Source organism: Roseobacter fucihabitans, assembly GCF_014337925.2.
Classification (GTDB): Bacteria; Pseudomonadota; Alphaproteobacteria; order Rhodobacterales; family Rhodobacteraceae; genus Roseobacter; species Roseobacter fucihabitans.
Genome location: NZ_CP143423.1, coordinates 475312 through 498120, shown reverse-complemented (window position 1 = coordinate 498120; position 22809 = coordinate 475312). Strand labels below are relative to the sequence as shown.

27 protein-coding genes are annotated in these 22809 nt (G+C 56.2%); 6 read left to right on the top strand and 21 right to left on the bottom strand.

All coding sequences use genetic code 11. The features are described 5' to 3' along the window. Positions 1-10: 10 nt before the first annotated feature. Genes ROLI_RS02445 through ROLI_RS02415 form a run of 7 tightly spaced genes read right to left on the bottom strand, consistent with a single transcriptional unit; the run spans position 11 to position 5383 of the window. Positions 11-892: a lysophospholipid acyltransferase family protein gene (locus ROLI_RS02445; protein WP_187429095.1), complete on the bottom strand. Its 882-nt coding sequence runs from the start codon at positions 890-892 to the stop codon at positions 11-13. A gap of 42 nt (positions 893-934) precedes the next feature. Continuing rightward, positions 935-1204, bottom strand: coding sequence for an HPr family phosphocarrier protein (locus ROLI_RS02440; RefSeq protein WP_187429094.1), 270 nt, complete (start codon positions 1202-1204; stop codon positions 935-937). Continuing rightward, positions 1201-1614, bottom strand: coding sequence for a PTS sugar transporter subunit IIA (locus ROLI_RS02435; protein ID WP_187429093.1), 414 nt, complete (start codon positions 1612-1614; stop codon positions 1201-1203). The genes ROLI_RS02440 and ROLI_RS02435 overlap by 4 nt, the downstream gene beginning before the upstream one ends. A gap of 3 nt (positions 1615-1617) precedes the next feature. Next, on the bottom strand, positions 1618-2508 hold the full coding sequence (gene rapZ, locus ROLI_RS02430; protein WP_187429092.1) for an RNase adapter RapZ: 891 nt from the start codon (positions 2506-2508) through the stop codon (positions 1618-1620). Further along, positions 2505-2954, bottom strand: coding sequence for an HPr kinase/phosphorylase (locus ROLI_RS02425; protein ID WP_187429163.1), 450 nt, complete (start codon positions 2952-2954; stop codon positions 2505-2507). The genes rapZ and ROLI_RS02425 overlap by 4 nt, the downstream gene beginning before the upstream one ends. Positions 2955-2960: 6 nt before the next feature. Continuing rightward, positions 2961-4640 carry a sensor histidine kinase gene (locus tag ROLI_RS02420; RefSeq protein WP_262386422.1) on the bottom strand — a complete coding sequence of 560 codons (1680 nt, stop codon included), beginning with the start codon at positions 4638-4640 and terminating at the stop codon, positions 2961-2963. A 41-nt stretch (positions 4641-4681) separates the two neighbouring features. Next, positions 4682-5383 carry a response regulator transcription factor gene (locus ROLI_RS02415; protein WP_187429090.1) on the bottom strand — a complete coding sequence of 234 codons (702 nt, stop codon included), beginning with the start codon at positions 5381-5383 and terminating at the stop codon, positions 4682-4684. A gap of 315 nt (positions 5384-5698) precedes the next feature. Between ROLI_RS02415 and ROLI_RS02410 the strand changes: the two genes are divergently transcribed. Continuing rightward, positions 5699-7297: a phosphoenolpyruvate carboxykinase gene (locus ROLI_RS02410; protein ID WP_338469222.1), complete on the top strand. Its 1599-nt coding sequence runs from the start codon at positions 5699-5701 to the stop codon at positions 7295-7297. A gap of 34 nt (positions 7298-7331) precedes the next feature. Here ROLI_RS02410 and ROLI_RS02405 read toward each other — a convergent pair whose 3' ends face one another. Together ROLI_RS02405 and ROLI_RS02400 are read right to left on the bottom strand one after the other, a co-directional pair. Next, entirely contained in the window at positions 7332-8063 is a 732-nt protein-coding gene (locus ROLI_RS02405) for a hypothetical protein (RefSeq protein ID WP_187429088.1), read from the bottom strand. 53 nt (positions 8064-8116) lie between these two features. Then, positions 8117-9073, bottom strand: coding sequence for a LysR family transcriptional regulator (locus ROLI_RS02400; protein ID WP_187429087.1), 957 nt, complete (start codon positions 9071-9073; stop codon positions 8117-8119). A 131-nt stretch (positions 9074-9204) separates the two neighbouring features. Here ROLI_RS02400 and ROLI_RS02395 point away from each other — a divergent pair, with 131 nt between their 5' ends. The 4 genes from ROLI_RS02395 (at position 9205) to ROLI_RS02380 (ending at position 12626) form a co-directional block, all read left to right on the top strand. Beyond that, positions 9205-9564, top strand: coding sequence for a helix-turn-helix domain-containing protein (locus ROLI_RS02395; RefSeq protein ID WP_187429086.1), 360 nt, complete (start codon positions 9205-9207; stop codon positions 9562-9564). A 298-nt stretch (positions 9565-9862) separates the two neighbouring features. Beyond that, positions 9863-11548 carry an acyl-CoA dehydrogenase family protein gene (locus tag ROLI_RS02390; RefSeq protein WP_187429085.1) on the top strand — a complete coding sequence of 562 codons (1686 nt, stop codon included), beginning with the start codon at positions 9863-9865 and terminating at the stop codon, positions 11546-11548. Between the two features lie 140 nt (positions 11549-11688). Further along, complete coding sequence (locus ROLI_RS02385; RefSeq protein WP_187429084.1) at positions 11689-12210, top strand: TetR/AcrR family transcriptional regulator; 522 nt, start codon at positions 11689-11691, stop codon at positions 12208-12210. Positions 12211-12215: 5 nt separating this feature from the next. Further along, the gene (locus ROLI_RS02380; RefSeq protein ID WP_187429083.1) at positions 12216-12626 is read left to right on the top strand and encodes an META domain-containing protein; all 411 of its coding nucleotides are present in this window, start codon (positions 12216-12218) and stop codon (positions 12624-12626) included. Here the strand turns inward: ROLI_RS02380 and recO are convergent. The 12 genes from recO to folK all read right to left on the bottom strand — a co-directional run bounded on the left by recO (position 12598) and on the right by folK (position 22088). Then, positions 12598-13323, bottom strand: a complete 726-nt coding sequence (gene recO / locus ROLI_RS02375; protein ID WP_187429082.1) for a DNA repair protein RecO — start codon at positions 13321-13323, stop codon at positions 12598-12600. The two genes, ROLI_RS02380 and recO, sit on opposite strands and share 29 nt — an antisense overlap. After that, complete coding sequence (locus ROLI_RS02370; RefSeq protein ID WP_187429081.1) at positions 13323-13652, bottom strand: DUF1491 family protein; 330 nt, start codon at positions 13650-13652, stop codon at positions 13323-13325. The genes recO and ROLI_RS02370 overlap by 1 nt, the downstream gene beginning before the upstream one ends. Before the next feature lie 10 nt (positions 13653-13662). Next, positions 13663-14571, bottom strand: coding sequence for a GTPase Era (gene era / locus ROLI_RS02365; protein ID WP_187429080.1), 909 nt, complete (start codon positions 14569-14571; stop codon positions 13663-13665). Beyond that, a complete protein-coding gene (gene rnc / locus ROLI_RS02360) occupies positions 14568-15254 on the bottom strand; it encodes a ribonuclease III (RefSeq protein WP_187429079.1) in 687 nt (228 codons plus the stop codon). The genes era and rnc overlap by 4 nt, the downstream gene beginning before the upstream one ends. Then, a complete protein-coding gene (gene lepB / locus ROLI_RS02355; RefSeq protein WP_187429078.1) occupies positions 15251-16090 on the bottom strand; it encodes a signal peptidase I in 840 nt (279 codons plus the stop codon). The genes rnc and lepB overlap by 4 nt, the downstream gene beginning before the upstream one ends. 216 nt (positions 16091-16306) lie before the next feature. After that, positions 16307-16711: a holo-ACP synthase gene (acpS, locus tag ROLI_RS02350; RefSeq protein WP_187429077.1), complete on the bottom strand. Its 405-nt coding sequence runs from the start codon at positions 16709-16711 to the stop codon at positions 16307-16309. 9 nt (positions 16712-16720) lie between these two features. Continuing rightward, positions 16721-17158 carry a hypothetical protein gene (locus ROLI_RS02345; protein WP_187429076.1) on the bottom strand — a complete coding sequence of 146 codons (438 nt, stop codon included), beginning with the start codon at positions 17156-17158 and terminating at the stop codon, positions 16721-16723. Then, positions 17155-17904, bottom strand: coding sequence for a pyridoxine 5'-phosphate synthase (locus ROLI_RS02340; RefSeq protein ID WP_187429075.1), 750 nt, complete (start codon positions 17902-17904; stop codon positions 17155-17157). Before ROLI_RS02340 ends, ROLI_RS02345 begins: the two co-directional genes overlap by 4 nt. 112 nt (positions 17905-18016) lie before the next feature. Then, positions 18017-18688, bottom strand: a complete 672-nt coding sequence (locus ROLI_RS02335) for a DUF2062 domain-containing protein (protein WP_187429074.1) — start codon at positions 18686-18688, stop codon at positions 18017-18019. Positions 18689-18776: 88 nt separating this feature from the next. Then, positions 18777-20933, bottom strand: a complete 2157-nt coding sequence (locus ROLI_RS02330) for a bifunctional (p)ppGpp synthetase/guanosine-3',5'-bis(diphosphate) 3'-pyrophosphohydrolase (protein ID WP_187429073.1) — start codon at positions 20931-20933, stop codon at positions 18777-18779. Between the two features lie 32 nt (positions 20934-20965). After that, on the bottom strand, positions 20966-21319 hold the full coding sequence (gene rpoZ, locus ROLI_RS02325; RefSeq protein WP_187429072.1) for a DNA-directed RNA polymerase subunit omega: 354 nt from the start codon (positions 21317-21319) through the stop codon (positions 20966-20968). A 154-nt stretch (positions 21320-21473) separates the two neighbouring features. Continuing rightward, entirely contained in the window at positions 21474-22088 is a 615-nt protein-coding gene (gene folK, locus ROLI_RS02320; RefSeq protein ID WP_316247410.1) for a 2-amino-4-hydroxy-6-hydroxymethyldihydropteridine diphosphokinase, read from the bottom strand. Between the two features lie 114 nt (positions 22089-22202). On the opposite strand from folK, the gene ROLI_RS02315 reads away from it, so the two are divergent. Then, complete coding sequence (locus ROLI_RS02315; RefSeq protein ID WP_187429071.1) at positions 22203-22760, top strand: NYN domain-containing protein; 558 nt, start codon at positions 22203-22205, stop codon at positions 22758-22760. Positions 22761-22809: the final 49 nt, after the last annotated feature.

Genomic DNA, 22809 nt, shown 5'->3' with positions numbered 1-22809 from the left:
GCTGTTGCGGTCAGTCTTTCAGGGACAACGTGTGCTCACGCAGCCAGGCCATGAAGCCACGTGGGTCATCATCCCATTTGCGCAACTCATCGTTCGACAACGGGTGCCCCACGATGGGCGCTTGCGGCTTGTTCAAAGAGTGGACGACTTCATGCAGCAAAAGACCTTGTCGCAACATTGGCGATATTTTATTCGCAATCTGATAGGCGCGTGAATTCTGTCCCAGAAATTTGAGAGGAACAACCGTCGCGCCAGATCGGCGGATCAATTTAGCGGTGAAGACATTCCATTCCGCCTCAACCGCGGGTCCGAAAAACGTCTCGGATGCGGCAACACCACCCGATGGGAAAAGCGCCACGACGCCGCCTTCCTTAAGATGTTTCATTGCATTCGCGCGCATTTCCACGCCTTTGCGTTGCGCGTTGGGGTCATGCGGAAACGGGACCGGGATCATGTAAGACCCTGCCACTTCATCAATCACTGTCAAAAGGGATCGGGTCAGAATTCGATAGTCAGGCCGCACTCGGCCGATCAGATCGGCGAAAATCATACCATCCACCATGCCATGCGGATGGTTGGACACCACGATGACGGGGCCGGTTTTGGGGATCCGGTCAAGCTGTTCTTGTGGTGTAAGGAGGTCGATCCCCATCACGTCAAGAGCAGCCCGCCAGAACGCCTGACCCTTGGGTGTGCCGCGGCGTTCGAACTTCTTGACCAGACGCAGAATGGTCAGTTTTCCTGTAAACGCCTCGATCACCCGGATCACGGCTGACTTCCACGGATCCTCAAAAGTCGACGCATAGGAAAGGCTTCTGCGGTCATATTGCGCAAAATTGACCGGCTCTGACTCGCCTTGGGCTACATTTACGTCTTGCGTGCTCTCTACCAAGACCTGCTACCCTGTATTTCGTTCAAAATCGCGCATGTTTCCTTACTGCCCTTCGCCAAACATGTCTGACACCAAAGCCGATAGGGCCTCTGCAAGCGCATCGGCATCGGGGCCGGACGTACTCACTTCAATAAAGCTTCCCTTGGACGCTGCCAACATCAAAAGCCCCATGATGCTGTCTGCTGATGCTGTCATCCCGTCTTTGGATATCTCGGCTTGCGCGTCAAACCCTTCAACAACCTCCACGAGCTTTGCTGACGCACGCGCATGCAGCCCTTTTTCATTCACAATTTTTAACGTGCAGTCGGTCATGGATTTGATCTACTTTCCGGATCATGGCTGATGTTATGGCTATCGATGTATTTCTTACCCGCCTCCAATGCCAGCCGTACCGCGTCAGGAACTGTTTTCTGACGGCTTTTCGCCAGTTTTATCAACATCGGCAAATTCGCCCCATACAAGATCCGTCGATTTCCAGGTTGGCAGGCAAGCAGGCTGAGGTTTGATGGCGACCCACCATATAAATCGGTCACAATGACGACACCCCCACCGGTATCCACACTATCCGCTGCGACACAAATATCGCGTTCCTTCGCATCGCGATTGTGATCTGCATCAATCCCTATCGCCTTGATACCCACCTGCGTCCCAACAACATGTTCGACAGCAGCAAGGTATTCTTTAGCCAAACCGCCATGTGCGACAATTACGATACCGATCACGGCTCAAGCCTCGTCTTTCTTTCGCAGGTCCAATTCGCGGTGCCTTATTGACACCTGCCACCCTGCCTCTGCAAGCTGCAATGCGTGTCCTTGCGCCATAACCACGGATCTATGCTGGCCGCCCGTACACCCAAAGGCGATTGAAAAGTATGATTTTCCCTCTTCGCGATAAGCCGGCAGCAACAGCAGGCTCAGATCCAACACTTTATCAGAGAACGCCGCAAATCTTAGATCAGCCATGACATGGTTTTTGACCGCGACATCGGTGCCATTCAGTGCGCGCAAAGAGGGCGTCCAATAGGGGTTTGTCAAAAACCGGCAATCAAAAATCATGTCCACGCTGCGCGGCAATCCACGCTTGTAGGAGAAAGATTGAACCGAAACGGTCAGCCGTCGCTGGCCTTCAGGTGCAAACCAGTGCTCCACTTCAGCCCGCAACTGGTGGATGTTGAGCTCACTTGTGTCGATGAGCACATCCGCACGCGCACGCAAAGGTTCAAGCATCTGCAATTCCTGCGCGATGCCATCGGAAGGGCGACCGTTGGGGGCCAAAGGGTGTCGTCGCCGGGTTTCTGAATATCTGCGCAACAAAACATCCGTGCTGCAATCAAGATAAAGCAGCTCGGCCGCCAGGCCCGGCATACCCGCCAGCCCCCCCAATAAATCAATAACGCTATTTGTTGAAAACTCCCGGTTGCGGGGATCAATTCCCAAAGCAAGCGGTCGGTCATGACCTGCTGCCTCAAACAGATGAGGCAAAAGACGCAGCGGCAGATTATCAACAGCCTCGAAACCCGCATCCTCCAGTACATTGAGCGCACTGGAGCGCCCGGCACCTGATGGCCCGCTGACCAGGACAATGCGACGCGCCGTGGTATTGGAATCTTCGTTCATGGCTTCCACCTTCCACTACGAAGGTAATGCAAAATCGCGGCAGGGAAATGGGGGCAATCAGCTTTGTGAAGGCAGACCACGTCGATCCCAGCCAGATTGGTCCTGTGCAGTTCAGGTAACCGTTTGGTTTCAAGACGATCTAGATCGACAACAAGACCAACCTCCGTTTCAGGAAGATGGTTTGCCCGCAGCAATCCCACGCCTCGGGCTTCGATCAACCCCTTGAGAATCGACGGGCTACTTGCACTAAGTAGACCATTGCGCACCGTCACGGTGGTTTGATCATCTGCCACCAATTCGGCACCATATGCCATCAATTGCAGCGCCAAACTCGACTTGCCCGTACCGGATGCGCCAAGAATAATAACCCCGTTTCCCTGATAGGAAACGCAAGATGCGTGCAGCGTGATGGCCGCGCCGTCAGTGGAAAAAGGCGAACTCTTCATCAAACTTCAAATCGGCAATCCCACGACAAAGCGTGCACCCAACGGCTCGGAAGTGATATCTACCGCAGTCGGTCGGATGTTTTCTGCCCAGATGACCCCTCCATGTGCCTCTACAATCTGCATCGATATCGCGAGACCCAACCCCGAGTTATTACCGAAATGCTCCTCTGGTCGCTGCGAATAGAAGCGATTGAAAATTTTCGCCAATGCCTCATCAGGTATGCCCGGCCCGGTATCCTCAACAACAATCAGGACCCGGTTCTGTTTGGTACGCGCCCAGATACGGATGGTATCACCCTCTTCGCAAAAAGAAATCGCATTGGTAATCAAATTGACAAATACCTGCGCCAATCGCGCCTCCAACCCGTATAAGGCGATCGGTTCCTGCGGAAAATCGGTTACAAAGGAGATCCCTTTTGATTGCGCCTCCTCCCCCAGGTGTCTCGCCAGATTGCCCAGCGTCAGAAGAACGTCGAAAGCTTCCTCTTCTTCCTTGACCAGTTCACTATCCAGACGCGATGCATTCGAAATATCGCTCACCAAACGATCTAATCTGCGCACGTCATGATCAATAACATCCAGCAGTCGATCTCTCTGATCTTCACGTTTAACCATGCGCAACGTGCCGACTGCGGATCTCAGGGAAGCAAGCGGGTTCTTAATTTCATGAGCAACATCGGCGGCGAATTGTTCATTGCCATCAATTCGATTGTAGAGCGCCGAGACCATCCCGCGCAATGCGCCACTCAGACGACCAATTTCATCCGGACGGGCGGTCAGGTCTGGAATTCGAATTCGCCCGGGTTTCATTTTACGGGCGTTTTTGTCGCGACCTAATTCGGCAGCCGCGGCGAGGGCGCACAACGGGTTGGCGATGGTCGACGCCAAAACCAAGCTGAGCCCGATTGAAACCACGGTTGCGATCAAGAACATTTGCAACACGCTCTCAAGTTCACCGCGAACGAGCCCATCAATTTCTCCCGCGGCAGTAGCAACGGCGACGACGCCAATCGCCGTTCCATCATGTAATATTGGGGTCACTACGGCGAACAGTTTACCACCCGCCAGGTCAAACTCGTTGCGTATCTGTGTCCCCTTGGAGAAACCATCACCTACCCAGGGCTTTAACTTTTCTTCCAAAGGGGTGGTATCTGCCTCTTTCCCCAGCTTGAGTGGGGCCAAAACCCTTGCCCAGAGCCACGCCAATCCATCCGTCAAAAAGGTCTCAGAGTGTATCGTACTGGAATCCAGACCAAAAACCTGGCTGCCTTCAATATTCGCAATCATCGTTTCAGATTGATCAAACACAAATACTTCTACACCGCTGCGCAAATTCAAGCCGCCCAACAACACGCCTAACTCGATTGTATCATCTGTTGCAAGATTAACGAAACGATCCACCGGCAACCTGGCCTCGATCACATCTGCGATCAGTTCAGCTTCCGAAACAAGGGACAGAGCACGTTGCAACGTCAAACTATCTCGCGAGGAGCTCAGATAAGCGAAGCCAGCAAAAAGAAACGTCAACGCAATCAGATTCAGCGTGATGATCTTACGCGTCAACGGCGACGCACGCAGGAATAAAATGCTGCGGCTCCTGTGCGAGCTTCGATTTTCATCCGCATCCGGCCTATCAGTAGCGGCCCCAACATCAACACCATCATTTTGAGCCGGCGGAGGCGTCATGTCGCGTATAAAGTTCCTCTCGGCCGAAACCATTTGTCTGCTTATTCCCCGTTGTACCGATACCCGATGCCATAAAGGGTCTCTATTGCCGAGAATGCGTCATCTGCCGTTCGCATTTTTTTACGAAGGCGTTTGATGTGACTGTCGATTGTGCGATCATCCACATAGACTTGGTCATCATAGGCGACATCCATAAGTTGGTCGCGCGATTTCACAAAACCGGGCCGCTGGGCCAGCGCCTGTAGGAGCAGAAATTCGGTCACGGTCAGAGAAACATCATTCCCCTTCCAGCTGACCGCGTGGCGCAGGGGATCCATACGCAAATCGCCGCGCTCCATCACCTTGGTTTCTTCACTGTCGGCAACCACATCACCTGCCACAGCGTCCTGGCGCCGCAGAAGCGCGCGAATTCGCTCCACCAGAAGACGTTGCGAAAAGGGCTTCTTGACGTAATCGTCAGCCCCCATCCGCAAGCCGAGCACCTCATCGATTTCATCATCCTTCGAAGTTAAAAAAATGACCGGCATCGCTGTTTTCTGACGCAACCGTTGCAGCAGATCCATGCCATCCATACGCGGCATCTTAATATCCAGCACTGCCATATCGGGGAGCTTCTTGTTGAAGGCATCAAGCGCGGCCTGCCCATCGTTGTAGGTTTCAACCTCAAAGCCCTCCGCTTCCAGCGTCATGGACACAGAGGTCAGGATATTCCTGTCATCATCAACCAAAGCTATTCTTGACATTGCCCGTTTCCTTGTACTGCTCGTTTGTTGTTTGAAGTCTCAGACAACAGAATGCGTCGTTACCCGTTAAACTTCTGATCAAGTGCGAATCAGCACGACACTCGAAGGTATTGGGGTCATAATTTGATTACTAATGACTGAATTATGCACCAGTTAAACGCGCGACACGAACCGCCATCGGCGCATATTTAAAAGTCTCAAAACAAAATCTACGATGGTGGCGCTAACGACTCAAAGCGTCCTGTTCAATTGCAAAAACGTCATGTTAAGACCCCTATGCGCATGTAACTGTTGCGCCGAAAAGGAGAACGACAGATGACACATGGACGGGTAAACCCAGATTTTACGCTTGAAGATCAAGGGATCGCCGGGACCGGAACCGTTTATTACAATCTGATCGAGCCCGATTTGATCCAACAAGCGCTTGGCCGAGGCGAAGGCAGCTTGGGTAAAGGCGGTGCTTTTTTGGTCACGACGGGGAAATTCACCGGGCGCTCCCCCAAGGATAAACATGTCGTTAAAACGCCAAGTGTTACGGAAACGATCTGGTGGGAAAACAACGCCGCGATGTCGCCAGAAGGGTTTGACGCGCTTTATGCGGATATGATTGCGCATATGGGAGGGCGGGACTATTTCGTTCAGGATCTGATTGGCGGTGCTGACCCGAAACATGCGATCAATGTGCGCATGATCACGGAGCTGGCCTGGCACGGGCTGTTTATCCGCCACATGCTGCGCCGTCCAGACCGCGAAGATCTTGACCATTTCATCGCCGATTTCACGGTCATAAATTGCCCCAGTTTCAAGGCGGACCCCAAACGTCATAATTGTCGATCCGACACCGTGATCGCGATGAATTTTGACAAGAAACTCATATTGATCGGCGGCACCGAATACGCTGGCGAAAACAAAAAATCTGTTTTCACCCTGCTGAATTACCTTTTACCTGGCAAGGGTGTGATGCCGATGCACTGCTCGGCCAATCACGCTACGGGAAATCCGGTCGATACGGCTGTTTTCTTTGGTCTGTCCGGGACAGGAAAAACGACGCTGTCGGCCGATCCGGCGCGCATCTTGATCGGCGATGACGAACACGGGTGGTCAGACACGGGCACTTTCAACTTTGAGGGCGGTTGCTATGCCAAGACCATCAGCCTGAGCGCGGATGCCGAGCCCGAAATCTATGCCACCACGGAAAAATTCGGCACCGTCATCGAGAATATGACCTACGATGAGGATACCAAGGATCTCGACTTTGAGGACGACAGCCTGACCGCGAACATGCGCTGCGCCTATCCTTTGCATTACATTTCAAATGCTTCGGCCTCAGCGCGAGGCGGTCATCCTAAGAACATTATCATGCTGACCTGTGATGCATTTGGAGTGCTGCCCCCGATCTCGCGCCTAACTCCGGCGCAGGCGATGTATCACTTCCTGTCCGGCTTCACGTCCAAAGTTGCCGGAACCGAACGTGGCGTGACGGAGCCGGAACCGACTTTTTCAACGTGTTTCGGCGCACCTTTCATGCCGCGCCGACCGGAGGTCTATGGCAATCTCCTACGCGAAAAGATCGCGACCCACGGTGCGACATGTTGGCTGGTGAACACCGGATGGACGGGTGGTGCTTACGGCACCGGCAGTCGTATGCCGATCAGGGCCACGCGCGGGCTGCTGACGGCCGCGTTGGATGGATCATTGGCGGATGCCGCGTTTCGCAAGGATCCAAACTTCGGCTTTGATGTCCCGGTTGATGTCAAAGGCGTCCCGAACATCCTGCTAGATCCGCGTCGCACTTGGGACGACGCGGAAAGCTATGATCGACAAGCGGCAAAACTGGTCAAAATGTTCTCGGATAATTTCGAGCAGTATCTGCCGTTCATTGATGATGAGGTCAAAGCAGCCGCGATCAGTTGATCGCGGTTGCCCTGCGCTTTTGACGGTCTGGCTTCTAAGCCGCTTTGGACTGTGGTTGGGGGACATCCACGACATCTACCACTGGCATCTGCAGTAGATACCTGGTGTCTTCATTGCTGAGATAGCTGACAAAGCCCTCCAACGGCATGTCACTGCCTTTGCGGTACCACCGCAATGCACCAGGCTCGTTGTGCATATACCCCATACGCTCGGCAAACCCTTTAAAGGCAACTGTTCTGGCCATGAAACCAAAGATATAATCGGGGTTCCAACGGCACATGGCCTCATGAATGCCGTAGCGTGCCAACACCGTGGACAGCCCGGTTCCGCGATATTGACCCGTATCACCCATCCAGACCTCGCCGTGGTAAACAACATCTCCGGTAATGCGATTCGCACCCGGGCTCGCGCGATAGCGGGAGCGTTTCAGATCAATATCCGGGATTGCCGGGGGGAAATCACGGAATCGTTTGAGCATATAGCCGCTGAGCGTGCGCTGCTTGAGATTGATGAGACGCGAGGCCTGAGTGTGCATCATGAGCCCGTCGGAATCGCGCGCCACCAGCCAAAAAGCGTTTTTATGGTTAAGATCGTGCATGTCCGGATCGAAGGGAGCCCCCATGATCTGCTGCGGCCGTTCTTCTCTCAGCAGTTTGCGGTATTCTAAGAAATCTGACCCAATTGTGACCTTAATTTGATTTTGTAGTAAAATATCACGACTGGTAGCGACGAATTGCGCCCCTTCGTTCATGCTGTGAAATGACATGCCAAAACTCCTTTGCCGAGCATCCTCAGACAAAGGCTAGCCTAATTAAGTGGTTAACGCTCGTATTTTGCGTTAACCGGATCGAAATTTACCATAATCTCGGCAGAAGGTTGCACAATTTTGCCTTGATCCAGACCAAATATCTCAACATCTGCTGATGGCTCGACCAAAGCATAAAGCGCCAAACTACCGTCAGGGAATCGTCCCCCAAGCATCAAGCGTTGATAGTTAACGGGCTGCAAAGTTCCGTCAGATTCGCGCGGAACAAGTGTAAATACGTGATCCAGACGCACATTTTGCGTGGTTTGAACTTCGTGAAAAGGCTGATCCAACATGCGCGCGAAGTCATCCCCACCCGGCATCCGGCCCAAAGACCTTCCCACACTGCTGCGCGCTTTCGCCCAACCGAACCATTTTACGAAAAAAGACTGCTCGCCGAACTCGACACATATCCAGCCCGCGATCGTATGGCGATAAACGATCAGATAAGGGCGGACATGTTCCATCATGGGTGATTCGATATCCCCGCCAGACATCGACCAGCTTCTCAGCGTCTCGCGCATGAGGCAGGAGGGGGAATTCCATATCCGACTGAGCGAATGTTGCTGTTGCCAAAAACACCAGCCGTTCGGCAGGGTCGTATTGAACAGCTGCAGCCCATCCACATGGCGCACGCTACGATTCAACCAGGCATTGCCACGCGCCAGAATATCCAGGGCTTCCGGCAGCGCGCGCTCACCCTCTTCGGTCAAGCGATACTGCCGCTCTTCTACCGTAAACAACGCAACGCCTTTGATTCCCTCCAGCTGCGTTATGTGGCGACGCAGGGTTTGGCGTGTGCTCCCCAACTCCTTTACCGCGTGACTAAGATTTAACGTCCTCGCAAGAGTCGTGAACGATCGGATCATCTCATGCAAAAGGCCATGAGATTCTGCGGTTTTTGTTACCGCTTGTGTTGTTTCAGAAGGGTTCACAATCCTATTCATCGCGGTTGATGGTAAATAAATCATCCACTAATGCAACATTTTTCATCCAGCATCAGAACATTTTTAATCAAAAAAAAGAAAAAGGTAGTCAGTTGAACGAGTCGGCTATTCCCGTGAAGAGTGAACATAGTCACAACCAGAGGTGTTAAATAGTTATGTCACATCCAGTCGATGTTCACGTTGGCCGCAGATTGAAACAGATTCGCACGATGCGACGTTTGTCCCAGACAGATGTCGCTCGGGAATTGAATCTTTCGTTTCAGCAGATCCAGAAATACGAAATCGGGTCCAATCGAATCGCCGCCAGCAGGCTTTATGAGTTATCCCGCATACTTCACGTTCCGACCTCATACTTCTTTGAAGGTATTGATACATCAGCGGAAAATATGCAGGCACGGGACCCAAGTCTCGAAATCGTCACAGCACTTGCCGCAATTCGGGATGACTCGATAAAGACGCGCATTGTTACTTTTATCGAGGATGTCTCCGGCGTGACTGTCGCGCGGCAGGGTTAAGCCTCAGACAAAAAAATCTTTCGGTGAGCGGGCGCACCCGCCACCAGATCGTCCGTTTAATCATTTAGTCTTGTTAACAAGTGTGACTGGGAAGCATCGCGAAAGCGGTGCTTTTCCTTTTTCCAGCAGTAATTTTTAACAGCTAACCCACTTGCGCCACCCAAACGCAGACCTATCCTCTCAACACGACGTGAATTGATGCGAAATATTCAATCAAAAATGTATTATTCTTGGTATTTTTGTTGCGCTGCAACTGCGAAAGAACTACATCACTGACGATCTAGAGAGGATGACAAAGATGCCGCATGATGGACAGACACCGCCCATTGCTACGACAGTTGTGATCGAGGGACTACTTGAGATGACTGGACAGGCGCTCGGGCCTGTTGATGCGGTGCTCAAAACAGCAACTGCCCGCGTAAAAACACTGGTAAGTGAAGGTGACCGGGTGTCCGGCGCGTTGATCGAAGCGCATCAGACTGCGGCGCATGGCCTTGCGTGGCTGGCAACCTATGCTCAGGCGTTACGCCAAATGCAGCGTTGGGCCGAAGACCTGAAGTCAAAAGGAACCTTTGGAGAGACCGAACAATTGCTGCATCAGATCGCCTTTGGCGAATATCTGTGGCAGATTTACGGTGGAATCCAGATGAACCAGGGTGAAATCCTGCGGTTGCAGGACCTGGGGTTGAGCCAATCCGATATGCGCGCCTTAATGGAACCGGCCGTGATGACCCTGACGCAGGGGGGCAACACGCAAGCCGCGCGCAGCCGTCTGGTCGAATTGATGCAGGAACAATCCGCCAATAATACGGTCGGCGTATCCGGGCTGGACGAAGAGCTTGAGATGATCCGCGAGCAATTCCGCCGCTATGCCGTTGAGAAGGTTGAACCCTATGCGCATGATTGGCACCTGAAGGATGAGTTGATCCCGATGGAAGTGATCGAAGAGCTCGCAGAAATGGGCGTGTTCGGGCTGACCATCCCCGAAGAATACGGCGGCTTCGGACTGTCCAAGGCCTCTATGTGCGTCGTGTCCGAGGAATTGTCACGCGGCTACATCGGGGTCGGCAGCCTGGGCACCCGCTCGGAAATCGCCGCCGAATTGATCATCGCCGGTGGCACCGACGCTCAAAAGGAAAAATGGCTGCCCCGCCTGGCCTCAGCCGAAACCCTGCCGACGGCAGTGTTTACCGAACCCAACACCGGCTCCGACCTGGGCAGCCTGCGCACACGCGCCGTCAAGGATGGTGAGGATTACCGTGTGACCGGCAACAAGACCTGGATCACGCATGCAACGCGCACACAAATCATGACCTTACTGGCGCGCACGGACCCAGAAACGTCTGATTACAAAGGCTTGTCCATGTTTTTAGCCGAAAAGACGCCGGGCGATGATGCCAACCCGTTCCCGACAGAGGGGATGACGGGTGGCGAAATCGAGGTGCTCGGCTATCGCGGCATGAAGGAATATGAACTGGCCTTCGACAATTTCCACGTGAAGGGTGAAAACCTTCTTGGCGGCGAGGAAGGCAAGGGCTTCAAGCAATTGATGGAGACCTTCGAGAGCGCCCGTATTCAGACCGCCGCCCGTGCGATCGGGGTGGCTCAATCCGCATTGGACATATCCATGCAATATGCCCAAGACCGCAAGCAATTTGGCAAATCGCTGATCGAATTCCCCCGTGTGTCCGGCAAACTGGCGATGATGGCCGTCGAGATCATGATTGCACGCCAGCTTACCTATTTTTCGGCCTTCGAGAAGGATCAGGGGCGACGCTGTGACGTCGAAGCGGGCATGGCAAAACTGCTCGGAGCGCGGGTGGCCTGGGCAGCGGCGGATAATGGTTTGCAGATCCATGGCGGCAACGGCTTCGCGCTTGAGTATAAGATCAGTCGGGTCTTGTGCGATGCCCGCATCTTGAACATCTTCGAGGGAGCCGCGGAAATCCAAGCTCAGGTAATTGCCCGTCGCTTGCTGTCCTAACACCGGAATGCGGCAAGTTATTGCCGTTTTATCGGGCGAAACAGGAGGATTTTGGCTTGCAGCGTTGGGCCAATTAATATTCCGTAGAATCCGGCTGTTTCGCGCTTGCAGCATCGCCATTGGCTCCATAATCCTGAAGCATGAAACATCAGCGACTCACCCGCCAATTATGGATTGAGGCCGGTCTTTCGGAACTGGTCGAAAACGGTGCCGCAGCTTTGGCCGCCGAACCTCTGGCGCGCAAGATTGGGACCACCAAAGGCTCATTTTATTGGCACTTCAAGGACGTTCCTGCCTTTCAGCAGGCGATACTGGCCGACTGGCAATCCCGTGCCTTTGCCGATGTGCTCACCGCACTCTCCGAAGACGGATCAGCAGAGCAGAGGCTGCGCCGGTTTGGGGCTTTGATCCTGTCAGATGAACAGGATTCGGCCTTCAGAGCCTGGGCGAAAACATCGCCCGATGTTGCCTTTGCGATTGCACAGGTGGATGCGGAAAGACTGACATATTTCAGCAGTCTTTTGCGCCAGTTAGGCGTGACCAACCCCGGTTTTGCACAAAGCTGCCTCGGCGCTTTGATCGGCTTGCCCCACTTGGGTGATCAAGCCAATCCAAGCGCCGCATTTGACACTATGATCGACCTTGTGCTGGCGTTAAAATAGTCGGTATGAAGTATCTGTTTTGCGCACTTGTGGCGGCGGTATTTATCCTGACCGGGTGTCAAGGTGACGAAACTGTCAGAGCTTACGGTGCCGCTGACAGGACTTGGCGGCTCGTGGAGCTCGACAATGCATCCGTGATCTATGATGCGACGCTCACCTTCCCCGAAACCGGCCAGATCGCCGGAAAAGCGCCCTGTAACGCCTATGGCGCGACCATGGCCGTACCATACCCCTGGTTTGAGGCCGGACCGATTGCGGCGACGCGTCTGGCCTGTCCTGATCTGGACGCGGAGATCGCGTATTTTACAGCGCTTACGCAAATGAGCCTGTCCGAAGTGCTTGGCGACACGCTGCTGCTGTCCAATGATGAAGGCCGCATCATGGTGTTCAAAGCCGACGGCTTAACGCTTCGATGAAGCGCGCGCGCGCTTCGGGCAAGGGCTTGTTTCCCAAATCCTGTGCCAGATGGGCGCTCAGAAAATAACCCGTCGTCACAAGCCCTTGGGCGATTTCATCAGTCCCGGCTTCCCCCCGGCCCCGCAGCACCTCCGGCAAGGGCAACATCCGATCCCGCCACTCACCCACGGCCCCGCGTGACACCGCACGGCCCGATTTAGGGGACACGTAAATGAGGTCCTGTGTCGTGCCCGTCACGGCGCAGGTATTGAGGTCCAGAGCATAGCCCATCTCCTCCAAAAGGCTGATTTCCCATCGCAAATAGGCCAGAGGCCAAAGATCCCCCTGCTCCAGTAGATCGAGTAATTGTTCGGAGCGACGGTAGAGGGGGGCATGCGGTTCGCGTTCCGGCAGACAGAAACCCAGCAGCGCGGTCACGGCGTTAAGCCCCGCAAGCGCCATGCGATCGCCCATGGCAACGGCGGCACGGCTGCGCACGGGCTCCACGTTAAAGCTGCCGATATGATCCTCAAGACGCGCGCGCCAGGTCACATCAAGCTGCGCGCCCGGTTGCAGGATCGGCGCAATCTTGCGGCTGGTGCCCCCGCGCACGACGCCCGCGTGACGGCCATGATCAGGCGTAAAAACTTCAATGATCGCGGATGTTTCCCCGTGGCGCCGGGTGCTGAGCAATATCCCCTGATCGCGCCATTCCATCACTCAAGACCGGGTTGATCCAGCAGGTGCCGCCCCTGCCGGTCCTCGACCTCGACCACCCAAAGATCCGGATCAAAGCCCTGTTGGCGTTTGATCGCATTGTCCATTTCCGCTTCATCGCCCTGCGCCAGAACATTCCATGACTGGCTATCGGACATCAGATCATAACTGCGCTGATAGAGGTCTGCATGGCCGTTCAGATGGTTCACCTTCACCAGCACGCTGCCGGCAGTATCATCACCGTGGGACACGATAAACGCCGGGATGTTTTCAATCCGCAGCCGCGCCAGATAGGCGTCAATCCAGAACCGTGCCGTCAGGCGCGCCATTCAGGTCCCCTCACGCATTGCCATCTTTGAAATTGAGACCCATCTGCGAATACCGCTCAGACTCGTCCAGCCAATTGGGGCGCACTTTTACCTGTAAAAACAAATGGATCTTGCGGCCCAGAAACTCTTCCAACTCCTCGCGTGCGGCCTTGGACACGGCCTTGATCGTCTCACCCTTGTTGCCCAGCACGATCCCCTTGTGACCGTCGCGGATGACATAGATCAGCTGGTCGATCTTGGCCGATCCGTCCTTTCGCTCTTCCCAACCTTCGGTCTCCACGGTAAGCTGATAGGGCAACTCCTGATGCAGACGCAGCGTCAGTTTTTCGCGCGTCATTTCGGCGGCGATCATACGCATCGGCAGGTCGGCAATCTGGTCTTCGGGGTAAAGCCACGGACCTGTCGGCACCTGCCCGGCAAGCCAGTGGCGCAGGGCCACGACACCATGGCCTTTTTCGGCGGAAATCATGAAGGTTTCGACAAAGGGGTATTGCTCATTCAGCTTCTGACTAAGGCCCAGCAAGACTTCGGCCTGCACGCGGTCTATCTTGTTGATCGCAAGCGCAACTTTGCGCCCCTCACCGATGTCTTCCAAACCCTCAAGGATGCGTTCGACGCCCTCGGTCACGCCGCGTTGCGCCTCAATAAGCAAGACCACGACATCCGCATCCGCAGCGCCCCCCCAGGCGGCGGCAACCATCGCCCGATCCAGACGACGGCGCGGTTGAAACAGACCCGGCGTGTCCACGAAAACGATCTGGCTTTGCCCCTCCATCGCCACGCCGCGAATACGCGCCCGCGTGGTTTGCACCTTATGGGTCACGATGGAAACCTTGGCCCCCACCATGCGGTTGAGGAGCGTGGATTTACCCGCATTGGGCTCCCCGATCAGGGCGACAAAACCGGCGCGCGTGCTCATGACGTTTTTTCCAGTTCTGACAATAGGTTACCGGCTGCGGCCTGTTCGGCCTGCCGTTTGGATCCGGCGGTGGCCTGCTGGCTCTCTCCGGTTTCAAGCTGTGCCGCGATCGTGAAAACCGGCGCATGATCCGGCCCGCTGCGCGCCACTTCAACGTAGGCGGGCGGGGGCAGACCCCGTGCCTGCGCCCATTCCTGCAACGCGGTTTTGGCGTCGCGCGCATCCTCTTCGACCTCGTGGATGCGCGTTCCCCAAAGGTTCAGGATCAGCGCTTTGGCGACCTCGAACCCCGCATCCAGATAGACCGCCGCAATCACCGCTTCGATACCATCCCCAAGCAGCGCCTGTTTGCGCCGCCCGCCCGATAACATTTCGGAACGTCCCAGCCGCAGAACCGCCCCGAGATCAATCTCGCGGGCCACATCAGCACAGGTTTCCTTACGCACCAACGCATTGAAACGCGGCGCTAATTGTCCCTCGGCCGCAGCCTTGTCCAACGCCAGAAGCGCCTCTGCCATGACCAATCCAAGGACCCGGTCCCCCAGAAATTCAAGCCGCTGATTGTCATCCCGATTGGCCGAGGACATCGACGCATGCGTCACCGCCTGCGCCAATAAATCCGGGCGCGCAAACACATGCCCCAGCCGGTCCTGAAAGGACTTCAATTCAGCGGAAAGCTTCACTCGACCGCCTTGAAAAAACGATCCGCACGCCAGGTCCAGAAGAACAGCATGGAGCGCCCTGCGGAGGAAAACACGATGCGGTCCGCACGTCCGATCAGGTTTTCCAGCGGGACGTAACCGACGCCCTGTATCTGGGGACCCAGGCGGCTGTCGGCGGAATTATCCCGGTTGTCGCCCATGAAGAAATAATGCCCCTCGGGCACCTGATAGACGCCAGTGCTGTCAGAGGCCTGCACGCCGATGTCGAGCACCGCATGGGTCCTGCCGCCTGGCAAAGTCTCGATGGCGCGCGCTTTGCGACAGATGCCACCGTCGCCAACGGGACCGTTGGCACAACGTGGGCGGCGCCCCTCGGGACCTTGCGGTTCCATGGTTTCTTCAAAGAAACCAGCGGGTTCCTGTGGCGCGGGCGTGCCGTTGATCAACACGACCCCACCCCGCATCTGGATGCTGTCACCCGGCATGCCGATCACCCGCTTGATATAATCACGCCCCGATACCGGGTGGCGGAACACCACAACATCGCCGCGCTCGGGCTCACCGGCAAACAGGCGCGTGTTGTCACCGTCAAGGAAACCGCAAATGTTCTTGGCGTCGATATTGATCCCGAAACGCGGCAGGATCACGCTGGGACAGGAGGCATAGGAATAGCCATAGGCCATCTTATTCACAAAGAGAAAATCGCCCACCAGCAGGGTCTCTTTCATGGAGCCCGAGGGGATCCAGAACGGCTGGAAAAACAGGGTGCGGAATACACCGGCAATAAGCAGCGCATAGACGACGGTTTTGATCGTCTCGATGATCGCGTTCTGCTTCTTTTCTTCCTTGGCGGCCATGGGGCGCTCCCGTGATATGATTTGCGTCTAAATGCGGGGGCGCGGGGGGCAAGTCAAGGCGGGGGGACGTGACGGTTTGCGACCCGTGCCGCCCAATCTTGGTTAATTACGGTTAACGCGCGTGTTTTTGTGAAAAATCACGATGCAGAGAGCATCCACAGGCCATGTATCGGGACGGCGTAAAGGGAGCGGGAACGGATCTTTGTGAGCAAAGAGTTAATCGGGCATCGGGCGGGCCTCAATGACTACGAAGGCCTGCGCCCAGGGGTGATCATCCGTCAGCGTGACGTGGATGGTCGCGACATGTCCGGGCGGGGTCATTTTATCGAGCCGTTCGCGCGCCCAGCCGGTCACATGCATCACCGGCTGGCCGGTCTTGAGGTTGCTCACGGACATGTCCTTCCAGGCAATGCCCATGGCGAGTCCGGTGCCAAGCGCTTTGGAGCAGGCCTCCTTAGCGGCCCAGCGTTTGGCGTAGGTCCCGGCGGCATCCTTGCGCCGTTCGGCCTTCTTCTGTTCGACCTCGGTGAAGACGCGATTGCGGAAGCGGTCACCGAAACGGTCCAGCGTGCCTTGGATACGCTCGATATTCGCGATGTCCGTGCCGATGCCGAGAATCATGGGCGCGCCTCAGTTCAGCCGCTGCGCCGTGCGGCTCTGGTAATCCACCCGCCAGCGGGTTTGCATGGTCGGACAGCAGCGCGGCTCGTTGGGGCCAAGCGTGGTTGTCGTCAGCTCCACGAAGCTGTCAGCGAACACCGCATCACGAGGGTTGTGACCAAACAGATTTTCGACCGTGCCACCAAAAGCCCAACCCGTCGGTTGTCGGACAAAAAACCCGACGGCGATAGAGGTGTTGCCCGCAGAACCCTGGATATATTCATAGACCACGGCCAGAGACAGGCTGGCGGCTTCAGGGTCATTCACATTGGGCAGCCAGAAGGTCGCCTCGGACGTGCCGGAGGAGGACAACGCGGGCAGAATGACGGCATTCAGATCGCCCCAATCCTGCGCCAGAGCTGGCAGCGACATGAACCAGAGCGTCGCGGCCAGATACAGCCTTTTCATGCGCGCGCCTCCTCCATCAGGCGGCGCATCTCGTGGATCGCCGGTTCCAGCCCGCGAAAGATCGCCTCACCGATCAGGAAATGGCCGATGTTGAGTTCCATCACTTCGGGAAAGGCGGCGACGGGTTTCACCGTCTCATAGGTCAGCCCGTGACCTGCGTGGACCTCAAGACCCAGCGCATGGGCGAATGTGGACATTTCGCGCATGCGTTCGAGTTCGGCGTCGCGCGCGACGAAATCGCCCTCGCTATGCGCGTCGCAATAAGCGCCGGTGTGGATCTCGATGATCTGGGCACCGATGCGGTGGGCGGCCTCGATCTGGCGTTTGTCTGCGGCAATAAAGATCGACACGCGGCACCCGGCCTCACGCAGGGGGGCGATAAAATGCGCCAGCTTGTTTTCCTCGCGCGCGACCTCAAGCCCGCCCTCGGTGGTGCGTTCTTCGCGCTTTTCGGGCACAAGACAAACCGCGTGGGGTTTGTGACGCAGTGCAATTTTCTGCATTTCATCGGTGGCGGCCATCTCGAAGTTTAAAGGCACGCTCAAAACCTCCATCAGCCCCTCGATGTCCGCATCCGAAATATGGCGGCGGTCCTCGCGCAGATGCGCGGTGATGCCATCCGCCCCTGCACTTTCGGCAATGCGCGCCGCGCGCAGCGGATCAGGCGTGTCACCGCCCCGCGCATTGCGCACCGTCGCCACATGGTCGATGTTCACGCCAAGGCGCAGTTTGTCAGTCATGGCCATATCTTAGCCCCCTATCAGGCGCGATGTGTTCCACAGGGAGACAAAAGCCGCGTTTTGCCAGAAGGTCGCATGGTTTGCGCGCCCCATTCCCCTGCATCAAACCCATCGCAGGTTAGTCCCCGGTCGAGTGTTCCGCTTTGCGTTTTGCATCCGCTTTTGCGGCAGTTTTTAGTTTCAGGGCGTCAAGTTTGGCCTTGATCATCCCCCTGCGGCGTTTTTGATACACGCGGATCACGGGGACGGAAAGATAATAACACAGCGTCGCAAAGAAGATTCCCGGCAGGATGCCCCCGACCATATAGGGAAAGAAAATCTCGTCGTAAAATACCGACAGGCGCGTCCAATCCGCCGTCGCGTCGGTGAACATGGACATGAAATTATCCCTGAGATCAGCGCCTGCATCGAGAAATTTACCGCCAAAAGAACGCGGCAGCTGTTCGTCCATACGATCGCCCAGAATCCAATGGCCTGTGGACAGAGCCGCCGCCGCAATCGGCACATAGGTCAGCGGATTGCCAAAGAAGGTCGCCATCAGCGAGGCGATCACATTGCCACGCAGCAAAATGGCGATTCCCGCTGCGATGAAGAAATGAAATCCGTAAAACGGTGTGAAGGTGGCAAAGACGCCGCCCCAGATACCGCGCGCAATGCGTTCGGGGCTGTCGGGCAGGCGGCGCATGCGGTGTTTGACATAGTGGAACGCACGCGCCCATCCCCCGCGCGGCCAAAGCAGCTCGACGGTGGCACGGGGCCAGCTTTTGGGGTCGCGGCGTTTAAAAACCAAGGGGCGGGGTCCTCACAATCTCCATATAGGGTGTCTGCCCGCGCAAACCCCCTCAAATAAATGGCCCAGTGCGGGCCAAAACGTACAATCAGGCCGACGGATCCACTGTCTCCCTTGGCATATTACGATAGCGTAAAATTTCTGCTACATCGCTTTCAGCTTCAAGCGTCAGCATCAGGCTATGCAAATGCGCCGCATCTCTAAGGTCCACATAGATCAGAAGACGGTAAAAGTCAGGTTTCCTGTCAACAAATTGTAGATCCGAGATATTCGCACCACTCTCCCCGATCAAGGTGCAGATACGACCAAGGGTGCCCGCGTCATTGTTCAGCGTCACATCAAGCGTGGCCCCATTGACGGCGCCGTGATCGCCCTCTTGCCAGCGCAGGTCGAGCCACCGGTCCAGTTGCTCCTCATAAGCACTCAGCCGGTCACAATCGATCGCATGCACGACGACCCCGCGTCCCTTGAAGGTGATACCAACGATGCGTTCGCCCGGCAACGGCTGGCAACAAAACGCGCGCTCGAAGGATTGCGCCGGGGACAGGCCCACGACTGCGCGGCTGGCATCGACCTTTTCGCCCGGTTTCGGCATGAGGTCGGGATAAACGATCTGGACGACTTCGCGCCCGGTGATTTCCGCACTGCCCATACGGGCCAGCAGATCATCGCGGTTTTCAAAACGCATGTGGCGTGCGGCGGTGGCCAGCACCTTGTCGGTGGCCTTGCGCCCCACGTGCTCAAAGGCGGAGCGCGCCAATTCACGCCCCAACTTGATGAAGCGCGCGCGATCCTCATCGCGCAACGCGCGGCGGATCGCAGAGCGCGCCTTGCCGGTGGTGGCGATATCAAGCCATGTCGCCTGCGGGCTTTGACCTTCGGCGGTGATGATATCGACCGATTGGCCGTTTTTGAGCCGGGTCCAGAGCGGGACGCGCATGTGATCGACCTTGGCACCGACACAAGCCGACCCGATCCGCGTGTGGATGGCAAAGGCAAAGTCAATCGGCGTGGCCCCGCGCGGCAATTTGACCACCTCGCCCTTGGGCGTGAAACAGAAGACCTGGTCGGAATACATCTCAAGCTTCACCGCCTCAAGGAAATCCTCGTGGTCTTCTTCGGCGTCAAACCGTTCAGAGAGTTGCGTGATCCATTTGGCCGGATCCACGGCAAAGGGGTTCTGAGAGCGCACACCGTCGCGATAAGACCAATGCGCGGCCACGCCGGTTTCGGCCACATCATGCATCTGGGTCGTGCGAATCTGCACTTCGACGCGCTTGCCGTCGCGCCCGGAGACAGTGGTGTGAATAGAGCGGTAGCCGTTGGATTTGGGCTGGCTGATGTAATCCTTGAACCGCCCCGGCACGGCGCGCCAGCGTTGATGAATTGCGCCCAGCGCGCGGTAACAATCCTCTTCGCTTTCGGTGATGATGCGGAATCCGTAGATGTCGGAGAGACGGCTGAAACTCTGATTCTTCTCCTGCATCTTGCGCCAGATCGCATAGGGTTTTTTCGCGCGCCCCACCACCTCTGCCTGAACCCCCGCACGGTCAAATTCCAGCGCCATATCGCCGGTGATCCGTTCAATCACGTCGCCGGTTTCGCGTTGCAGGTTGATGAACCGGCGGATGATGGAGGCGCGCCCTTCCGGGTTCAGCACGCGAAACGCGAGGTCTTCCAACTCCTCGCGCATCCACTGCATGCCCATGCGTCCCGCCAGGGGGGCAAAGATATCCATGGTTTCGCGCGCTTTTTGCGCCTGCTTATCCGGGCGCATCGCCTTGATCGTGCGCATGTTGTGCAAGCGGTCCGCAAGTTTCACCAGAATAACCCGCAGATCCTTGGACATGGCCATGAACAGCTTGCGGAAATTCTCCGCCTGTTTGGTCTCGCTGGAGTTAAGTTGCAGGTTAGTCAGCTTGGTCACGCCATCGACCAATTCGGCCACCTCTGCGCCAAACAGACGGGTGACCTCGAGATAGGAGGCTTTGGTGTCCTCGATGGTGTCGTGCAACAGCGCCGTGATGATCGTGGCGTCATCCAGTTGCTGCTGCGTCAGGATCGCGGCCACCGCCACGGGATGGGTGAAATAGGGCTCACCGGAATGGCGCAGCTGACCTTCGTGCATCTCGCGCCCATACTCATAGGCGGCGCGGATACGGGCGGCGTTCGTGCGTGGATTATATTTGGTGACGAGGCCGACCAGATCATCTGCGGAAAAATCAATCTGGTCCGGCGGTCTCATTCATCTGCCCTTTGAGGCGCTGGGGGTGAGCCTCAGCCCTGCCCCTGTGCGGCCATCAACTGGCGCAGGAGCATCTCTTCGGACATGCTGTCCTCTTCGGGCTTATCTTGCTCGGCACCCATCAGAAGCGCCATTGAGTCCTCTTCGGCCTCATCGACTTCGATCTGATTCTGGTTGCTCTCGATCAGACGCTCGCGCAGATCATCCGCACTCTGTGTCTCATCGGCAATCTCGCGCAGCGACACAACGGGGTTTTTGTCATTGTCCCGGTTCACGGTGACGGCAGAGCCAGCGGAAATTTCGCGGGCGCGATGCGCCGCCAGCATCACCAGCTCAAACCGGTTGGGGACTTTATCGACGCAATCTTCTACTGTGACGCGGGCCATGGAACGCTCCATAAATCGGGGTTTTGTCAGAAAACGAGTGTCTAGGCCCCTTTTGAGAGTTTTACAAGCACCTATAGCGTTTTGGCGGAAATGTGATTCCCGTCGTGCAGGCTGAAATCCCGGCTTTCAGGGCTTTAGGGGGTGATTCTTGTTTTCAGCTAATCCCAGAACTGTCCGATGACAGCGCCACGACCTCTTCTTTTGCCCCTGCGGGCAAGGCCGCAAGCATCTTCGCCACGCTTTGGCCCAGAACCGGATGCACCCAATCGGGTGCCACATTCGCAAGCGGCACCAGAACAAAAGCGCGGTCCTGCACGCGCGGATGCGGCAGGATCAAACGGTCCGGCGCGCGCTGCATCTGCTCTTCCAGGCTGAGATCACGCCAGACCGCATGCGTAGCCCTATCGGGCAATACATGCCCCCCCAGCGCGATCAGATCGAGGTCCAGAATGCGCGGCCCCCAGCGGATTTCACGAGTGCGCCCCATTTTTTCTTCGATCCCATGCAATGTGGCGATCACTTTTTCCGGCGCATCAGCGGTCTCGATGGCGACCACAGCATTCACGAAGTCTGGCCCACTGCCAGAGGGGAAGGCCGGGGTGCGGTAAAAGGGGCTAACTGCGCGAATCGCTTTGTATTTTTCAACCAGAAATTGCACGCCCATTTGCACCGCTGCCCCCGCGTCACCCTTGGCACTTGGCTGATTTGACCCTAGGGCAATCAACGCAACTGACCGGATTTGTGGCGAAATTTCGCTTGCTTTACCCATCATCATCCCTTGCGGCACTCTAAAAAAACCCTATTTTCAGCGTAGTCGGATCGTTGTTTATTTAATCTGGACGTTTTTTAAACGCTAGCGCCTGACCCATCGGAAGGACAAAAAATGTTTTACAAGGACGAACGGCTCGCGCTGTTCATCGACGGTTCGAATCTTTACGCCGCTGCAAAGTCGCTTGGTTTTGATATCGACTATAAGCTGCTGCGCCAGGAATTCATGCGTCGGGGCAAACTCCTGCGGGCGTTCTATTACACAGCGCTGTTGGAAAATGATGAATACTCCCCAATCCGGCCCCTGGTGGACTGGTTGAATTACAACGGCTTCACCATGGTCACGAAACCGGCCAAGGAATACACCGACAGCATGGGCCGCCGTAAGGTCAAAGGCAACATGGACATCGAACTGGCCGTGGATGCGATGGAACTGGCCCCGCGCATCGACCATATCGTGCTGTTCTCGGGGGATGGCGATTTCCGTCCGCTGGTGGAAAGCCTGCAACGCTCGGGTGTGCGCGTCTCTGTCGTGTCGACGATTCGCAGCCAGCCGCCGATGATTTCGGATGATTTGCGCCGTCAGGCGGATAATTTCATCGAATTGGATGAGTTGAAGGACGTCATCGGGCGCCCGCCCCGTGAGTATCCGGAGGCCGCAGCCGCCGGTTGAAAGGGTGCGCGTGATGGCGCGCCCCTCTGGACGCTGGGACACCAAAGCC

Excerpts from the sequence above, each read along its gene's own strand:
- ROLI_RS02440 (WP_187429094.1), bottom strand. The coding sequence starts at position 1,204 with ATGACCGACTGCACGTTAAAAATTGTGAATGAAAAAGGGCTGCATGCG.
- rapZ (WP_187429092.1), bottom strand. The coding sequence starts at position 2,508 with ATGAACGAAGATTCCAATACCACGGCGCGTCGCATTGTCCTGGTCAGC.
- ROLI_RS02425 (WP_187429163.1), bottom strand. The coding sequence starts at position 2,954 with ATGAAGAGTTCGCCTTTTTCCACTGACGGCGCGGCCATCACGCTGCAC.
- ROLI_RS02420 (WP_262386422.1), bottom strand. The coding sequence starts at position 4,640 with ATGACGCCTCCGCCGGCTCAAAATGATGGTGTTGATGTTGGGGCCGCT.
- ROLI_RS02415 (WP_187429090.1), bottom strand. The coding sequence starts at position 5,383 with ATGTCAAGAATAGCTTTGGTTGATGATGACAGGAATATCCTGACCTCT.
- ROLI_RS02410 (WP_338469222.1), top strand. The coding sequence starts at position 5,699 with ATGACACATGGACGGGTAAACCCAGATTTTACGCTTGAAGATCAAGGG.
- ROLI_RS02405 (WP_187429088.1), bottom strand. The coding sequence starts at position 8,063 with ATGTCATTTCACAGCATGAACGAAGGGGCGCAATTCGTCGCTACCAGT.
- ROLI_RS02400 (WP_187429087.1), bottom strand. The coding sequence starts at position 9,073 with ATGATTTATTTACCATCAACCGCGATGAATAGGATTGTGAACCCTTCT.
- ROLI_RS02395 (WP_187429086.1), top strand. The coding sequence starts at position 9,205 with ATGTCACATCCAGTCGATGTTCACGTTGGCCGCAGATTGAAACAGATT.
- ROLI_RS02390 (WP_187429085.1), top strand. The coding sequence starts at position 9,863 with ATGCCGCATGATGGACAGACACCGCCCATTGCTACGACAGTTGTGATC.
- ROLI_RS02385 (WP_187429084.1), top strand. The coding sequence starts at position 11,689 with ATGAAACATCAGCGACTCACCCGCCAATTATGGATTGAGGCCGGTCTT.
- ROLI_RS02380 (WP_187429083.1), top strand. The coding sequence starts at position 12,216 with ATGAAGTATCTGTTTTGCGCACTTGTGGCGGCGGTATTTATCCTGACC.
- recO (WP_187429082.1), bottom strand. The coding sequence starts at position 13,323 with ATGGAATGGCGCGATCAGGGGATATTGCTCAGCACCCGGCGCCACGGG.
- ROLI_RS02370 (WP_187429081.1), bottom strand. The coding sequence starts at position 13,652 with ATGGCGCGCCTGACGGCACGGTTCTGGATTGACGCCTATCTGGCGCGG.
- era (WP_187429080.1), bottom strand. The coding sequence starts at position 14,571 with ATGAGCACGCGCGCCGGTTTTGTCGCCCTGATCGGGGAGCCCAATGCG.
- lepB (WP_187429078.1), bottom strand. The coding sequence starts at position 16,090 with ATGGCCGCCAAGGAAGAAAAGAAGCAGAACGCGATCATCGAGACGATC.
- acpS (WP_187429077.1), bottom strand. The coding sequence starts at position 16,711 with ATGATTCTCGGCATCGGCACGGACATCGCGAATATCGAGCGTATCCAA.
- ROLI_RS02345 (WP_187429076.1), bottom strand. The coding sequence starts at position 17,158 with ATGAAAAGGCTGTATCTGGCCGCGACGCTCTGGTTCATGTCGCTGCCA.
- ROLI_RS02340 (WP_187429075.1), bottom strand. The coding sequence starts at position 17,904 with ATGGCCATGACTGACAAACTGCGCCTTGGCGTGAACATCGACCATGTG.
- ROLI_RS02330 (WP_187429073.1), bottom strand. The coding sequence starts at position 20,933 with ATGAGACCGCCGGACCAGATTGATTTTTCCGCAGATGATCTGGTCGGC.
- rpoZ (WP_187429072.1), bottom strand. The coding sequence starts at position 21,319 with ATGGCCCGCGTCACAGTAGAAGATTGCGTCGATAAAGTCCCCAACCGG.
- folK (WP_316247410.1), bottom strand. The coding sequence starts at position 22,088 with ATGGGTAAAGCAAGCGAAATTTCGCCACAAATCCGGTCAGTTGCGTTG.
- ROLI_RS02315 (WP_187429071.1), top strand. The coding sequence starts at position 22,203 with ATGTTTTACAAGGACGAACGGCTCGCGCTGTTCATCGACGGTTCGAAT.